Annotated in this window: 15 protein-coding genes, 3 tRNA genes and 1 riboswitch; of the genes, 5 read left to right on the top strand and 13 right to left on the bottom strand. The window is 40.6% G+C overall.

The annotated features are described in order from the left end of the window. Positions 1-12 precede the first annotated feature (12 nt). The 4 genes from fusA to INP95_RS03145 form a co-directional block, all read right to left on the bottom strand. Positions 13-2115: an elongation factor G gene (gene fusA, locus INP95_RS03160; RefSeq protein WP_049384788.1), complete on the bottom strand. Its 2103-nt coding sequence runs from the start codon at positions 2113-2115 to the stop codon at positions 13-15. A gap of 84 nt (positions 2116-2199) precedes the next feature. After that, the gene (gene rpsG / locus INP95_RS03155) at positions 2200-2670 is read right to left on the bottom strand and encodes a 30S ribosomal protein S7 (protein ID WP_005699184.1); all 471 of its coding nucleotides are present in this window, start codon (positions 2668-2670) and stop codon (positions 2200-2202) included. A gap of 146 nt (positions 2671-2816) precedes the next feature. Beyond that, positions 2817-3191 (bottom strand): 30S ribosomal protein S12, encoded by a 375-nt coding sequence (rpsL, locus tag INP95_RS03150; protein ID WP_005543325.1) that lies wholly within the window; start codon positions 3189-3191, stop codon positions 2817-2819. Between the two features lie 278 nt (positions 3192-3469). Next, positions 3470-4351, bottom strand: coding sequence for a hypothetical protein (locus INP95_RS03145; protein WP_197560890.1), 882 nt, complete (start codon positions 4349-4351; stop codon positions 3470-3472). Positions 4352-4581: 230 nt separating this feature from the next. Here INP95_RS03145 and INP95_RS03140 point away from each other — a divergent pair, with 230 nt between their 5' ends. Together INP95_RS03140 and dusA are read left to right on the top strand one after the other, a co-directional pair. Beyond that, positions 4582-5967 carry a chloride channel protein gene (locus INP95_RS03140; RefSeq protein ID WP_197560889.1) on the top strand — a complete coding sequence of 462 codons (1386 nt, stop codon included), beginning with the start codon at positions 4582-4584 and terminating at the stop codon, positions 5965-5967. 3 nt (positions 5968-5970) lie between these two features. Further along, positions 5971-6957 (top strand): tRNA dihydrouridine(20/20a) synthase DusA, encoded by a 987-nt coding sequence (gene dusA / locus INP95_RS03135; RefSeq protein ID WP_197560888.1) that lies wholly within the window; start codon positions 5971-5973, stop codon positions 6955-6957. Between the two features lie 71 nt (positions 6958-7028). On the opposite strand, the gene ribB is transcribed toward dusA, so the two are convergent. Continuing rightward, positions 7029-7676: a 3,4-dihydroxy-2-butanone-4-phosphate synthase gene (ribB, locus tag INP95_RS03130; protein ID WP_197560887.1), complete on the bottom strand. Its 648-nt coding sequence runs from the start codon at positions 7674-7676 to the stop codon at positions 7029-7031. Positions 7677-7764: 88 nt separating this feature from the next. Next, positions 7765-7940: riboswitch (FMN riboswitch) on the bottom strand. A gap of 127 nt (positions 7941-8067) precedes the next feature. Between ribB and nadR the strand changes: the two genes are divergently transcribed. Both nadR and INP95_RS03120 read left to right on the top strand, forming a co-directional pair. Further along, positions 8068-9177 carry a multifunctional transcriptional regulator/nicotinamide-nucleotide adenylyltransferase/ribosylnicotinamide kinase NadR gene (gene nadR, locus INP95_RS03125; RefSeq protein WP_197560886.1) on the top strand — a complete coding sequence of 370 codons (1110 nt, stop codon included), beginning with the start codon at positions 8068-8070 and terminating at the stop codon, positions 9175-9177. Between the two features lies 1 nt (position 9178). Then, positions 9179-9859 (top strand): metallophosphoesterase family protein, encoded by a 681-nt coding sequence (locus INP95_RS03120; protein WP_197560885.1) that lies wholly within the window; start codon positions 9179-9181, stop codon positions 9857-9859. A 53-nt stretch (positions 9860-9912) separates the two neighbouring features. On the opposite strand, the gene INP95_RS03115 is transcribed toward INP95_RS03120, so the two are convergent. The 7 genes from INP95_RS03115 to waaA form a co-directional block, all read right to left on the bottom strand. After that, positions 9913-9989, bottom strand: a tRNA-Arg gene (locus INP95_RS03115). 53 nt (positions 9990-10042) lie between these two features. Beyond that, positions 10043-10119, bottom strand: a tRNA-Arg gene (locus tag INP95_RS03110). Between the two features lie 24 nt (positions 10120-10143). Further along, positions 10144-10237: transfer RNA gene (locus tag INP95_RS03105), tRNA-Ser, on the bottom strand. Between the two features lie 160 nt (positions 10238-10397). Next, the gene (rep, locus tag INP95_RS03100; protein ID WP_197560884.1) at positions 10398-12410 is read right to left on the bottom strand and encodes a DNA helicase Rep; all 2013 of its coding nucleotides are present in this window, start codon (positions 12408-12410) and stop codon (positions 10398-10400) included. A 13-nt stretch (positions 12411-12423) separates the two neighbouring features. Next, entirely contained in the window at positions 12424-12636 is a 213-nt protein-coding gene (locus tag INP95_RS03095; protein WP_049369941.1) for a YceK/YidQ family lipoprotein, read from the bottom strand. Continuing rightward, positions 12633-13109: a pantetheine-phosphate adenylyltransferase gene (coaD, locus tag INP95_RS03090; RefSeq protein WP_049369942.1), complete on the bottom strand. Its 477-nt coding sequence runs from the start codon at positions 13107-13109 to the stop codon at positions 12633-12635. The genes INP95_RS03095 and coaD overlap by 4 nt, the downstream gene beginning before the upstream one ends. Beyond that, positions 13106-14401, bottom strand: coding sequence for a lipid IV(A) 3-deoxy-D-manno-octulosonic acid transferase (waaA, locus tag INP95_RS03085; protein ID WP_197560883.1), 1296 nt, complete (start codon positions 14399-14401; stop codon positions 13106-13108). The genes coaD and waaA overlap by 4 nt, the downstream gene beginning before the upstream one ends. A 61-nt stretch (positions 14402-14462) precedes the next feature. Here waaA and INP95_RS03080 point away from each other — a divergent pair, with 61 nt between their 5' ends. Then, positions 14463-15221: a glycosyltransferase family 2 protein gene (locus tag INP95_RS03080; RefSeq protein ID WP_070868227.1), complete on the top strand. Its 759-nt coding sequence runs from the start codon at positions 14463-14465 to the stop codon at positions 15219-15221. Positions 15222-15284: 63 nt separating this feature from the next. On the opposite strand, the gene tpiA is transcribed toward INP95_RS03080, so the two are convergent. Then, positions 15285-16052 (bottom strand): triose-phosphate isomerase, encoded by a 768-nt coding sequence (tpiA, locus tag INP95_RS03075; RefSeq protein ID WP_049365182.1) that lies wholly within the window; start codon positions 16050-16052, stop codon positions 15285-15287. Positions 16053-16097 lie beyond the last annotated feature (45 nt).

Below are 16097 nucleotides of genomic sequence, written 5' to 3'. Positions count from 1 at the left end.
TGTTACAAAAAATTATTTTTTACGCGCTTCAATTACTGCAGCAGCAACACTTGTTGGCGCTTCAGCATATTTTAACGGTTCCATTGAGTATGATGCACGACCTTGAGTTTGTGAACGTAAGTCTGTTGCATAACCGAACATTTCAGAAAGTGGAACTTCTGCATCGATTTTAACAACGAATTCGTTCGCTTCTTGACCGTTAACCATAGCACGACGACGGCTTAAGTCACCGATTACATCACCCACATACTCAGGTGGAGTTTCTACTTCAACTTTCATGATTGGCTCAAGTAGAACTGGGTTTGCTTTAGCGAACGCTGCTTTAAATGCTAAAGAAGCTGCTAATTTAAACGCTAATTCTGATGAGTCAACATCATGGTATGAACCGAAGTGTAAACGTACACCAATATCTACTACCGGATAACCCGCTAATGGACCAGATTTAAGCTGTTCTTGGATACCTTTATCAACTGCAGGAATGTATTCACCAGGGATTACACCACCTTTGATTTCGTTTACAAATTCGTAACCAGGACCTTCTGGATCTAATGGGTATAAGTCAATAACAACGTGACCATATTGACCGCGACCACCAGATTGTTTTGCGTGTTTACCTTCCACATCGTTAACACGAGTGCGGATAGTTTCACGGTAAGATACTTGTGGTTTACCGATATTAGCTTCCACTTTGAACTCACGTTTCATACGGTCAACGATGATGTCTAAGTGTAACTCACCCATACCAGAAATAATGGTTTCACCAGATTCTTCATCAGTGTGAACACGGAATGAAGGGTCTTCTTGAGCAAGACGACCTAATGCAAGACCCATTTTTTCTTGGTCAGCTTTAGTTTTAGGTTCTACTGCTACAGAGATTACTGGCTCTGGGAATTCCATACGCTCAAGGATGATTGGTGCATCGATAGCACATAATGTATCACCCGTAGTTACATCTTTTAAGCCGATTGCTGCAGCGATATCGCCCGCACGAACTTCTTTGATTTCTTCACGTTTGTTAGCGTGCATCTGTACGATACGACCAAAACGTTCACGTTTTTGACGTACAGAGTTTAATACTGTATCACCAGAGTTAATTACACCTGAGTACACACGGAAGAAGGTTAAGTTACCTACGAATGGGTCAGTTGCAATTTTGAATGCTAATGAAGAGAAAGGCTCATCATCGCTTGCGTGACGTTCACCTTCAGTTTCATCTGGGTTGATACCTTTGATTGCTGGAATATCAGTTGGTGCTGGTAAGTATTCAACAACTGCATCAAGCATCGCTTGAACACCTTTGTTTTTGAATGCAGAACCACAAGTTACCAAGATGATTTCGTTTGCTAATACGCGTTGACGAAGACCTGCTTTGATTTCTTCTTCGCTTAAGTCTTCACCACCAAGATATTTTTCCATTAATTCTTCAGTTGCTTCAGCTGCTGCATCAACAAGGTTTTGACGCCATTCTTCGCACGCTGCTTGCATATCTGCTGGAATATCTTCATAAGTGAAGGTCATACCTTGGTCAGCTTCGTTCCAGTTGATCGCTTTCATTTTGATCAAATCAACAACACCAGTGAAACTTTCTTCTGCACCGATTGGAAGTTGAAGAGGAACAGCATTCGCACCTAAACGAGTTTTAAGTTGTTCAACAACACGTAAGAAGTTAGCACCAGTACGGTCCATTTTGTTTACGAACGCAATACGTGGAACTTGATATTTGTTAGCTTGACGCCATACAGTTTCAGACTGAGGTTGAACACCACCAACCGCACAGTAAACCATTACCGCACCATCAAGAACACGCATAGAACGTTCTACTTCAACAGTAAAGTCTACGTGTCCCGGAGTATCGATAACGTTGATACGGTGTTGTGGGAACTGTTGTGACATACCAGACCAGAATGCGGTAGTTGCTGCAGAGGTAATGGTAATACCACGCTCTTGTTCTTGTTCCATCCAGTCCATTGTTGCTGCACCATCGTGTACTTCACCAATTTTGTGACTTACACCAGTGTAGAATAAGATACGTTCAGTGGTAGTAGTTTTACCAGCATCAATGTGCGCACTAATACCGATATTACGATATCTTTCAATAGGGGTTGTACGAGCCATTATTATAACCTTGTTAAGTTTAATATCTGTTTATATAAGGGTAAGGCTTCATCGAGGATGAAGCCCTTAAATTTTAAAAGCGTATTACCAACGGAAGTGAGCAAATGCTTTATTAGCTTCAGCCATACGGTGAACGTCTTCACGTTTTTTCACAGCTGCACCTTTGTTATCTGATGCATCAGATAATTCATTTGCAAGACGTAAAGCCATTGATTTATCACCGCGTTTACGTGCAGCTTCAACGATCCAACGCATACCTAATGCGTTACGACGAACTGGACGTACTTCAACTGGCACTTGGTAAGTAGAACCACCAACACGACGAGATTTAACCTCAACGGTTGGGCGAACGTTTTCAAGTGCAATTTCAAATGCTTCTAAAGGTTCTTTACCTGTGCGTTCTGCAAGTTTGTCTAACGCACCGTAAACGATGGTTTCAGCAACGGATTTTTTACCGTCTACCATTAATACATTAATAAATTTTGCAAGTAACTCTGAACCGAACTTCGGATCTGGAAGAATCTTGCGTGGTTCAACACTACGACGACGTGGCATTGCGAATTTCTCCGTATATTTAATCTTCAGGATATCCAAAACTCTATAAAAATTAACCGCACTTTAAAGTGAGCTAATGTGATACTGGAGTTTCTGATTTAAATTTTTACTAATTTAGACGTTTGGCCTTACTTAACGGAGTTCCATTAAGCTTTAGGACGTTTAACGCCGTATTTAGAACGACCTTGTTTACGATCTTTAACGCCTGCACAGTCTAATGCGCCGCGTACAGTGTGGTAACGAACACCTGGTAAGTCTTTAACACGACCACCACGGATAAGCACAACACTGTGCTCTTGAAGGTTGTGACCTTCGCCGCCGATGTAAGAAGTTACTTCAAAGCCATTAGTTAAACGAATACGACATACTTTACGTAATGCTGAGTTCGGTTTTTTAGGTGTAGTTGTGTATACACGAGTGCACACACCACGTTTCTGCGGGCAAGCCTCTAATGCAGGAACGTTACTTTTTACAACCTTTTTCACACGCGGTTTGCGTACTAGCTGGTTGATAGTTGCCATTAAAAAAGCTCCAGTTTAAATGTTATTCATAATAGAATGTTTGTTACAAAATCTATCTCTCCATCCAATAGACAGAAGAAATAGACGCTAAATTCTAAAGAGTTCCCTTGGGAATGTCAAGTATCGCATTCTTTGTACTTGACACCCATCCCCTATAACTGACAGTCTAGAAAAAGACTTTCCTTCTTTTCATAAATGATCTTTACTTTTGGTGGTGGCTTATCATTTTCATCAATAACTAGAAAATCTGCCAAATCTATTAATTGGTTACTATTTACTTATTTTTTAGATGCCGCTGAGCTACTAAAGTATTCCCATAGTTTATTCGCATCCGTACTAATTTTTTCAAAACCAACTGGTAGTTCATAAGTTTGAGTTTGTGGATTAAATAAAATTACTACCTTACCTTTCTTGTTACCTATGCTCTTTATATCCCATTCTTCTGACCCACTCTGAGCCTTATCATTAAGCTGATATTTCACAAGCTTATAATTCAATTCAATCGGATAAAATGCCTCTGTTGGCTTTAGGCTTGAATTGATTTTAGGCTCGCATTCAACACCAAGAGGCCCAAAACGCCACTCTTCATAATGACACCCAGCCACCATTTTCATTTTATTATCTACTAGATAAACCCAACTAATATCACCTTTCTCACCGCCACTCCCACCATCACGGCTGTTTAATTGAAAACCCAGTGTATCCTTTCCTAGCTTAACGACCGCTGCCTTACCAAGAAACTCTATATTTTTATTTTTAAATAATGGTTGTTGATCAAAGTTTTCTGAATTTATATATTCCTGATTTTCTAAAACCCATTTATCTAATGACTTTTTGAAAATGTATAAATACAGTTCCTCATTATACCCTGCAGTTCCATAATTCAGTGCAAAATAACGCTTTTCTCCTTCACTGGTTTGAATATCTTTTAAATCATAATCAATAAAAAAACTATCATCTTCCCAAGATTTACTCCATTTATCGTATACAGCTCTCGGATAAACTTTTTTGAGAATATGTTTGCCAAATTCTTCATTACTTAAATTAGTCGAAATTTGATTAAATTGACTACTCGAACTGGTGGAATTTGCTATAGATGCTTGTACTTCAGTACAAGTTAGGAAACAGCTAAACATAGAGATAAATAGTATTTTTTTCATAATAGAATCCTTATAATTATTGATCTAAGTGTAGTGAATTCTGACTTAGCTTAAGAGATCTTCTACAATTATATGATTTTAAAATAATTTATTCCATCCCATCTTTACATTTCATACATTATCTTCAAGATATTTAATTCATTTAGTTTTACCTCTCTTTTCCAAATCAATTGCCTGCCTGAAGCCAGGGTTTTATAATTTCAAGCAGAATTATTTTGTTGGCAATCATTATGTTACGTTCATTCATTTTTCATTTACGTTATTTCTATCACAAAAAACTTCGACAAACGCATCGTATCTCTCATAAAACACTCGAATTCGTATGTTTACTGATTGGTGCGACATTTGTTGCCCTTTTTTCCTTTGGATTTGCCAAGCTAGCCGATATCGGACTTGAATTTAATGCCTATTGGTCTGCCAAATACCCTCTCGCCGTTTGGATTGTTTTACCGCTTGGTCTTGCTTTTCTCACCTGGTTTACCGCTAAATACACGCCTTATGTTGGTGGTAGCGGTATTCCACAAGTGATTGCCTCCATTAATCTTCCTTACAATGGCTATAAAACGAAACTGGTTAAATTTCGCCAAACCATTTGGAAAATTCCGCTTACTTTTTTTGCAATGGTTATCGGTGCGTCTGTTGGGCGTGAAGGTCCTTCTGTTCAAGTCGGTGCTGCTGTTATGCTGAGTTGGGGAAATTTCTGTCGTAAATATAACTTTGCTTTCCGTGGATTAAGTACGAATGAACTCGTCGCAACCGGTGCGGCAGGTGGTCTTGCTGCCGCATTTAATGCCCCTTTGGCTGGGGTGATTTTTGCCATTGAAGAATTGGGTCGAGGCGTGATGTTACGCTGGGAACGCCGCGTATTACTTGGGGTATTAGCAGCGGGTTTTATTTTGGTAGCGATTCAAGGCAATAGCCCTTACTTTCCAGCCTATAAAGGCGCGACCACTATTCCTTATTTATATCTTTGGCTTGCCATTTGTGGTGTCGTCTGTGGTGTACTAGGCGGTATATTTGGGCGACTCCTTGCAAAAGGATTAGCAGGACTGTCTCCACTCAAATGGCGTGATTGGATCCGCAAACATCCCATTTACGTTGCCTTATTACTCGGTTTAGTACTTGCCGCGATGGGAACCTACAGCGAAGGGCAAACTTATGGAACAGGTTATAATGTGGTCGCAAGAGCATTGGAAGGACAACTTGTTTCGCCTGAAGTGGGGATACTAAAACTCTTCGCAACAGTTACGACGTATTGGAATGGTATCGCGGGCGGAATCTTTACGCCATCCCTCACTACCGGTGCAGGTATCGGCACCATGTTATGGGAAATCAGCAATGGCATGGTTGATCAACGTTTCCTCGTCATTTTATGTATGGCGGCCTTTTTAGCCGGTGGAACACAATCCCCTGTAACAGCAAGCGTAGTAGTGATGGAAATGACGGGGGCTCAACCTGTGCTGATTTGGCTCTTGATTTCCAGTATCATTGCCTCCATAATTTCGCGCCAATTTAGTCCAAAACCTTTTTACCACTTTGCGGCTGGACGTTTCCGTCAACGAATGCAGGAACAACAAGCAGAAGATCTGCGCCGTAACGAGATTCAAGAGAAATAATATATGTCAGAAAACCAACCGCACTTTTATCGTGGACGCTTTTCCGTTGCGCCAATGTTAGATTGGACGACACGCCATTGCCGCTATTTTCATCGTCAATTTAGTAAAAATGCGTTGCTTTATACCGAAATGGTTACGGCTCCTGCCATTATTCATGCCAAATACGATCATTTAGATTTTGATTTGCAAGAAAACACGGTTGCCCTACAACTCGGCGGAAGCGATCCCGCACAGCTTAAACATTGTGCTAAATTAGCCGAAGAAAGAGGCTATCATGAAATTAATCTGAATGTGGGCTGTCCTTCCGATCGCGTGCAAAATGGCATGTTTGGTGCGTGTTTGATGGCAAAAGCAGATTTAGTAGCTGAATGTATTGCTGAAATGCGAAATGTCGTGAATATTCCTGTCACTGTGAAAACGCGTATTGGCATTGATGATTTGGATAGCTATGAATTTCTCTGCGACTTTATCGAAAAAGTCCATCATGCAGGCTGCCAAGAATTTATTGTTCATGCCCGAAAAGCCTGGCTTTCAGGATTAAGCCCAAAAGAGAATCGAGAAATTCCCCCTTTGGATTATGATCGTGTTTATCAATTGAAGAAAGACTTCCCACAATTAACCATTGCTATTAATGGCGGCATTAAAACCATCGAAGAAATGAAACATCATTTACAATTTGTTGATGGCGTGATGGTTGGGCGTGAGGCCTATCAGAATCCGTCGTTATTGGGCTATGTTGATCAAATGCTTTTTGATGCTAATGCGGATATCGTCACACCAAGACAAGCGGTGGAAGCCATGTTCCCTTATATTGAAAAACAACTGAGCCAAGGCGTTTATTTAAATCATATCGTTCGACATATGCTCGGTGCATTCCAAAACTGCAAAGGGGCAAGACAATGGCGACGCTATCTAAGTGAAAATGCCTTTAAACAAGGCGCGGGCATTGAAGTGGTTGAAACGGCATTAAGCTTTGTGGAAACCCATTAAATCTATAAAATGTAAAGTGCGGTCAGAATTTAACAGATTTTCTGACCGCACTTTTTTTTCTGAGTATTTAATTAGCAATGATGTTTTTGACGATACGCCACTAAATCTTCAATTGTTAACACTACATAACCAAATTTTTTCGCAAATTCGATAATTTCTGGTGCGCGAGCCATAGTGCCATCATCATTCATAATTTCACAAATCACCCCTGCCGGTTTAAAACCACTTAAACGCGCTAAATCAACTGAGGCTTCAGTATGACCGCGACGCGTTAAAACACCACCTTCTGCCGCACGTAATGGGAAAACATGTCCTGGACGGTGAAGATCTGTCGGTTTCGCCTGATCTGCAATTGCCGCTTTGATTGTGGTAACACGATCTTGTGCCGATACACCTGTTGACACACCTTCTGCCGCTTCAATCGTCACAGTAAACGCGGTTTTATTCACGCTATTGTTATGCTCAACCATTGGTGGCAAATCAAGCTGTTTGCATTGTTCATCGGTGATACATAAACACACAATACCGCTGCCATAACGGATAAGTTTTGCCATTTGTTCTGGCGTAATGGTTTCTGCAGGGAAAATTAAATCGCCTTCATTTTCGCGATCTTCATCATCCAATACTAATACGCCATTGCCTTGTTTGAATGCGTTCAATGCGTTAATTACCCGTTCTTCACCGGTCGCACCAAATGCAGATAAAATTGACTGATTCATCGTAATTTCCTTTGTTGTTACGTTAAAATTAACCAGAATCAGGGCTGAGAAATGCAAATAAATAGGACGGAATTGGGAACCCAATCCGTTTTATTCTCTTTCATCCAGACTATACTGTCGGCTTTGGAATTTCACCAAATCTGCTAACCTTAAAAGGACAAAGCGAAACAATTTTGTAAAAACTTAATCAAAATTGACCGCACTTTTAAGTGCTCGTGGGCTGTCACCACCGGTAGGGAATTTCACCCTGCCCTGAGAATGCAGGCTGTAGTATAACGCAAAATGTCGCGGTAAAAAATCATTCAATGAAAAATGTTTTTATTTGCACAAAGATTGCATAAAATAGGGCTACACTGTCACTATGCGGTGGCGATTTAGCGAAGGATACATTATGTCGAACAAACACGATAAAAAAATGGGTGTGATTTTTGGAAAATTCTACCCTGTTCACACCGGCCATATTAATATGATTTATGAAGCATTCAGTAAAGTGGATGAGCTTCACGTGATTGTCTGTAGCGATACCGAACGCGATTTAAAGCTGTTTTATGATAGTAAAATGAAGCGTATGCCGACGGTACAAGATCGTCTTCGCTGGATGCAGCAAATCTTTAAATATCAAAAAAATCAAATTTTCATTCATCATTTAGTTGAGGATGGCATTCCAAGTTATCCGAATGGTTGGCAAGCTTGGAGTGAAGCGGTAAAAAATCTCTTTGAAGAAAAACAATTTACCCCGACGATGGTTTTTAGTAGTGAACCACAAGACAAAGCACCATACGAAAAATACTTGGGTCTCGAAGTTTCTTTAGTGGATCCTGACCGATCTTTCTTTAACGTATCTGCAACGAAAATTCGTACTACTCCTTTCCAATATTGGAAATTCATTCCGAAAGAAGTCCGTCCGTTCTTTGCGAAAACCATTGCCATTTTGGGTGGCGAAAGTAGCGGTAAAAGCGTGTTAGTCAGCAAACTAGCTGCCGTATTTAACACCACTTCCGCCTGGGAATATGGTCGTGAATATGTCTTCGAAAAATTAGGTGGCGATGAGCAAGCCATGCAATATTCTGACTATCCACAAATGGCATTAGGTCATCAACGCTATATTGATTATGCGGTGCGTCATGCCCATAAAGTAGCGATTATTGATACCGATTTTATTACCACGCAGGCTTTTTGTATTCAATACGAAGGCAAAGCGCATCCTTTCCTCGATTCCATGATCAAAGAATACCCATTTGATGTAACAATCTTATTGAAAAACAACACAAAATGGGTGGATGATGGCTTACGTAGTCTAGGCAGCCAAAAACAACGTCAACAATTCCAACAGTTATTGAAGAAATTGTTAGATAAATACAAAGTGCCTTACATTGAAATTGAATCGCCAAGTTATTTGGATCGTTATAACCAGGTCAAATCTGTTGTGGAAAAAGTGTTAAATGATGAAGAACTTGAAGGTTTACCACATACTAAACGCATATTAACCACCGAGAAATAAAATGCTTTTATTCGCAGGCGATCCACACGGAAGTTATGAACATCTTTATCCTTTCGTGCAAGAAAATGATAACGTTGCCCTGATTATTTTGGGCGACTTGCAACTTTCTTCGCCTGATGAATTAGATAAACTCGCACAACATTGTGATATTTGGTTTATTCACGGCAACCACGATAGCAAAACCGTCGCCGCATTTGATTCGATTTGGGGCACTCATTGGAAATCGCGTAATTTGCATAATCGTGTTATTGAAATTCAAGGACAACGCATTGCAGGCTTAGGAGGAGTATTCCGTGGGCAAATCTGGATGCCACCCAATAAGCCAATGTATTTTGATCCCATCCACTATTGCCAATATAGTCCACAAGAAAAAATTTGGCGTGGCGGTGTACCATTGCGTCATCGCACGTCTATTTTCCCTTCTGATATCGAAGCCATTGAAAATGAACAAGCCGATATTTTAATTTGCCATGAAGCACCTAAACCCCATCCCATGGGATTTCGTGTGATTAATCAACTCGCAGAAAAATTAGGGGTAAGACACGTTTTCCATGGTCATCACCACGATAATGTCGAGTACAAGACAAATTTCCCTTATAAAATCACGAATGTCGGTTTTAGAAGTGTTACTGATGCACACGGAAATTATTTATTAAAAATGATTGATGATAGAGAAAAATAACTGAGTTAGTTGTTAATTGTTTTTAATAAAAAGAAAAGTTTGAAGAGAGAAGATGGCGCACCCGAAAGGATTCGAACCTTTGACCGCTCGGTTCGTAGCCGAGTACTCTATCCAGCTGAGCTACGGGTGCGTAGTGATGTTTTATTATTCGTAACCATTTTAACTGATAGAGCCGATTTAAAATGGCGCACCCGAGAGGATTCGAACCTCTGACCGCTCGGTTCGTAGCCGAGTACTCTATCCAGCTGAGCTACGGGTGCAGAATAAATAAAACTAACAACAAATGGCGGTGAGAGAGGGATTCGAACCCTCGATGGAGTTTTTGACCCCATACTCCCTTAGCAGGGGAGCGCCTTCAGCCTACTCGGCCATCTCACCACATTCGGTGTGTGGGCGGTATAATACGTTTTTTTGAAAATATGTCAAATCATTTTTTGAAAAAGCGATGTTGGTTGCTTGATTTATCTACATTTTGCATAAATAAAGTGCGGTTGAAAAAACAAATATATTTCTCACCGCACTTTAATTTTTATCATCTCTAGCCTTTTAAAATTGCCCGCAGACGATCAAGCTGACTAGACGTTTGTTGTTGCTTCTGCTCTGCCGTTAATTTTGGCTTATCTTTTTCCCATTGCACATCATCTTGTGGCAACTCAGCCAAGAAACGACTAGGTTCTGGGCGAATTAACTCGCCAAACTGACGCCGTTCACGACAAAGAGAAAAAGTCAGCGTTTGTTGTGCTCGCGTAATGCCCACATAAGCTAGACGGCGTTCTTCTTCCACATTGTCTTCATCAATACTGGTTTGATGCGGCAAAATCCCCTCTTCCATACCAATTAAATACACATGGGGAAACTCTAAACCTTTAGAGGCATGCAGCGTCATCAATTGCACTTGATCGCTCTCGTCATCGTCTTCGCCACGTTCCATCATGTCGCGCAAGGTTAAACGAGTGACCACTTGATTTAAATTTATTGGTTCATTCACTTCATCGCCTTTGAGCATATCCTCTACCCAGCTAAATAAGGTTGCCACGTTTTTACTTTGCATTTCGGCAGCTTTCGGGCTGGTGGCATACTCATACAAATATTCTTCGTAATGCAATGAAGAAAGTAAAGAACGCACAGCCGTTTCAGGATCGGAACGTAAACTTTGATCGTTTAACTCCACAATCCAACGACCAAATTTTTGCAAAGCATCATAGGCTTTCGGTGTAACACGTTGCATGAGTTCAAACTCAAAAATCGCCTCAAATAAGCTGATATGTTTTTCCTGTGCCAACTCGCCTAGTTTTTGCAATGTTGCGGTACCAATTTCCCTTCTCGGTGTATTCACAATACGCAAGAAAGCCGCATCATCGTCTTGATTTACCACTAAACGCAGGTAAGCCATCATGTCCTTAATTTCAGCACGAGAGAAAAAAGACGTGCCACCAGAAATTTTGTACGGAATGCGGTTTTGCATCAGCACTTTTTCCAATAGACGAGATTGATGATTACCGCGATATAAAATCGCATAATCCTTAAATTTGGTTTTACGGCTAAAACGATGAGCAATTAATTCTGCCACAATCCGTTCGGCTTCATGCTCTTCATTTTTCGCTTCAATGACTTGCAGTTTTTCACCTTCGCCCAAGTTAGAAAACAGTTTTTTATCGAACACGTGCTCGTTGTTATCAATTAAAATGTTAGCACAATGCAAAATACGATGAGTGGAACGGTAATTTTGTTCTAATTTGATGACTTGCAAACGCGGAAAATCATCACGTAAGCGCACCATATTTTGCGGTCGAGCACCTCGCCAAGAATAAATGGATTGGTCGTCATCTCCTACCACCGTAAAGCAAGCTCTCTCACCAACGAGTAGTTTGATGAGTTCATATTGGCTAGTATTGGTATCTTGATATTCATCCACCAACAAATAACGGATTTTCTCCTGCCATTTTGACCGCACTTCTTCGTTCTGTTTGAAAAGCAAGGTCGGTAACATAATCAAATCATCAAAATCCAACGCATTATAAGCACGAATTTGCGCCGCATAACGCTCATAACATTTAGCAAAGGTTTGATATTTAGCATCTTTCGCTAAGGCATAAGCCTGTTTTGGCGAAACCAAATCATTCTTCCAATTGGAAATAACGGAAATTAATTCACGCAGTAAGTCTTTATCTTCCTGCAGCATATCTGCCGTCAGCTCTTTGAGTAAGGCAAGTTGATCGTGCTCATCAAACAAGGTCATATTGGATTTAAAGCCTAACGCTTTATATTCCCGTTTGATAATGTCGAAACCTAAGGTATGGAAAGTGGAAACAATCAATCCTTTGGATTTTTCTTTACCAATCGAATGGGCTACACGCTCTTTCATTTCACGAGCGGCTTTGTTGGTAAAAGTTACGGCGGCGATCTGTTTAGGTAAATAACCGCAATGTTCAATCAAATGAGCAATCTTATTGATGATCACGCGAGTTTTGCCTGAGCCTGCGCCAGCTAGCACCAAACAAGGTCCGCTGACATATTCGACAGCCTGTTGTTGTTGAGGATTGAGTTTCATATCTTAATGCAAATTAATTTGACCACGCATAAGGCAATAATGCGGTATCTAATAAAAATGACAGTGGCAAATCTAAAATAGGTAAGCCCCATTTTTGTGCCATCTCTAAATCATAAGCCGCACCCGCGTAAGGCGTGTATTTCTCCGATGGGTCAATTAATTTCACCACCGTACCACAACCCGTTAACACTAAAAATGCGGTTAAAATTAGAAGTGTTTTTTTCATTCACGACGTGCTTGTAAAGCTAAATAGACGGCTTCCGGCACCAGTTCTTTTACATTGCCATGATGCAAATAAATTTCTCGTACAATCGTGGAAGACACAAACGCCCATTTTTCTGTTGGGGGGAAGAACAAACTATCCACACCATCAGTTAATAAACGGTTTAACGCGGCCAGTTGTAATTCATATTCGAAGTCAGTCGTTGTACGCACGCCACGAATAATGGCGGTAATCTTTTTCGTTTTGATTTCATTCGCGAGTAAATCAGAGAAGCCAAATACTTCCACATTGGACAAATGAGCGACCGATTGACGCACGAGCTCAACGCGTTCTTCCAATGAGAACAATGGCTTTTTGCTCGGACTATTCGCCACCGCGACAAAAACTTTCGGAAAAATGACCGCACTTCGCGCAATGATATCTAAATGCCCGTTGGTAATCGGGTCGAACGTGCCGGGGTAAATTACGCTTGTCATTTATGGTTCTCCGAAATATTGGTTAAATAAGGATGAAGCAAATCTAAAAGTCGCTGTAATGCACCACGATTTTCAATTAACACCTCATAGCCTGCATTGCCTAAACGATGACGCGCTTCTTTTGAATTCAATAACTTATCAATAATATCTGCCAATGCTTTTTCTGTTGAGTTGATTTGCAATACACCTTGTACTTCTAGCAACGAAGTAAAGACTTCAGGGAAATTGAAAGTATACTTTCCGCTCACAACGGGTAATTTAAAGGCTAGAGGCTCTAGAGGATTATGTCCCCCATGTTTGACCAAACTTCCACCGACAAATGCAATATCAGAAATACCATACATCAACATCAATTCACCCATGGTATCGCCTAGAATCACTTGAGTATTATCTGAAGGAATCTCACCCGTTGAACGGCGGATAAAGTTAAAGTGGGCTTTTTCAATTAAATCAGCCACAGGATTAAAACGCTCAGGATGACGAGGTACAAGCAATAACAGCAAGTTTGGATGTTTTTTCAGTAGCAAATGATGCGCTTGTAAAATAAGCTCTTCTTCCCCTTCATGGGTACTCGCCGCAATCCAAATCTGACGATCTTTCGCCCAGCTTTCATGAAGTGTTGCAATGTCTTTGAGTAATTCGTCACTGACCACAAGATCATATTTAATATTGCCGGTTAATTGAAGGCGTTCTTTTTCATAACCTAACTCTAAATAACGCTTTCCGCTAATACTATCTTGCGGTGCAATCAAGCTGATTTGAGAAAACATTCGTTGTAGATGTTGTTTAACTTTGCCATAACGTCTCGCTGAACGCGCAGAAAGACGAGCATTCGCCACAATGAAAGGAATATTTCGATGAGCCAAACAATCAATCAAATTTGGCCAAAGCTCCGTTTCAATCACGATGAATACTTTAGGTTGAATAAAATCAATAAAACGATTGATGACACAAGGTAAATCGTAAGGCAAATAACAATGCGTCACACTTTCCCCGAATGCGGCTTTTACGCGTTCAGAGCCTGTTGGTGTAACCGTTGTAAACGTGATTGGTAAATGTGGATATTCCTTCTGAATACGTTTTACTAGCGGTGTGGCTGCAATCACTTCACCGACTGATGCAGCATGAATGACGATCCCATCTTGCACGGGCTTAGCAAGAGTCGCATAAATACCATATCGCTCGCCTAAACGCTTACGATAATTCGGCGCCTTGAGACTTCGTAGCAACATGAAGAACAAGACAAAAGGCTGAATCAGATACATCAGGCAGGTATAAAAAAAACGCCACATAAAATAAATTCGGTTATACTTACAAAAATTTCGGCTAGTATAGCAAAAAAAGGATCAAAATATGCCAACAATTAGCGTTGCCATGATTGTCAAAAATGAAGCGGCAGATCTCGCTCAATGTCTCGATACGGTAAAAGATTGGGTAGATGAAATCATTATCGTCGATTCAGGCAGTACTGATAATACCCAAGAAATCGCAGAACAATATGGTGCAAAATTTTATTCGCATCCTGATTGGCCAGGCTTTGGCAAACAACGCCAACGTGCACAACAATATGTCACCTGTGATTATGTTTTATGGTTAGATGCCGATGAACGCGTCACTCCGAAACTTCGTGAATCCATTCAACAAGCAGTTCAACAAGATACGCCAAATACGGTTTATGATATTCCTCGTGTGAGTGAAGTGTTTGGGCGTGAGATTCGTCATTCTGGTTGGTATCCGGATTATGTGGTGCGTTTATATCGCACAAATTATGCGGGATATAACGATTCTCTGGTACATGAAAAAGTAGTTTATCCTGAAAACACGAAAGTACAGAAATTAACTGGCGATCTAGAGCATTTCACCTATAAAAGCATCCATCACTATTTGGTGAAATCTGCAGGCTACGCCAAAGCTTGGGCAGACCAACGCCAAACCAAAGGGAAAAAAGCGACGTTATGGCAAGGTATTAGCCATGCGATTGGTTGCTTTGTCAAAATGTACATTTTAAAAGCCGGTTTCTTAGATGGGAAACAAGGTTTTCTGCTTGCAGTACTTTCTGCCCACTCCACCTTTGTGAAATATGCTGATTTGTGGGAACGCAATCAACATTAATCAAAAACAAAAAGTGCGGTTAATTTTAATCGCACTTTTTTTATCTCTTTTAGGACAAGAAAATTAGTTTTTCGCTGCTGCCGCTGCTTTCACGATTACTGCAAACGCAGGCGCTTTAAGTGAAGCTCCGCCCACTAACGCACCATCGATATCTGGTTGAGTGAATAATTCTGCTGCGTTAGCATCATTTACTGAACCACCGTATTGAATGATCACTTGATCTGCTACAGCTTGTGATTTTGCTGCGATGTGGCCACGGATAAATGCGTGAACAGCTTGAGCTTGTGCTGGAGTTGCTGATTTCCCCGTGCCGATTGCCCAAATTGGTTCATAAGCAATCACGGCACCATTAAATGCTTCTACACCTAATGCGTTGATCACTGCATCAATTTGACGCGCACATACTTCTTCCGTTTTGCCAGCTTCGTTTTCAGCTTCAGTTTCACCGATACATAATACTGGCACTAAACCTGCTTCTTTTAATGCACCAAATTTTTTCGCTACGAATTCGTCGCTTTCTTTATGGTAAGTACGACGCTCAGAGTGACCGATAATGATGTATTTTGCACCAAAATCTTTTAACATTTCAGTTGAAATATCGCCGGTGAAAGCACCTTTAACATTCACATCAACGTTTTGTGCACCTAAAGCAATTTGGCTGCCTGCAAGTGCCGCTTCAGCTGTACCTAAGTACATAACAGGTGGGGCAATTGCCACATCACAACCTGTTACACCTTGTAATTCAGCTTTTAATCCTTCGATTAATTCTTTGGTAAAGGCTTTGGAACCGTTTAATTTCCAGTTACCCATCACTAAAGGACGACGTGCCATTTTTTGTTTCTCCATATTGAATAAATAAAAAGTATGTTTACTATA

Source organism: Haemophilus parainfluenzae (assembly GCF_014931375.1).
Lineage (GTDB): Bacteria > Pseudomonadota > Gammaproteobacteria > Enterobacterales > Pasteurellaceae > Haemophilus_D.
This window is presented reverse-complemented; position numbering and strand designations above follow the sequence as displayed.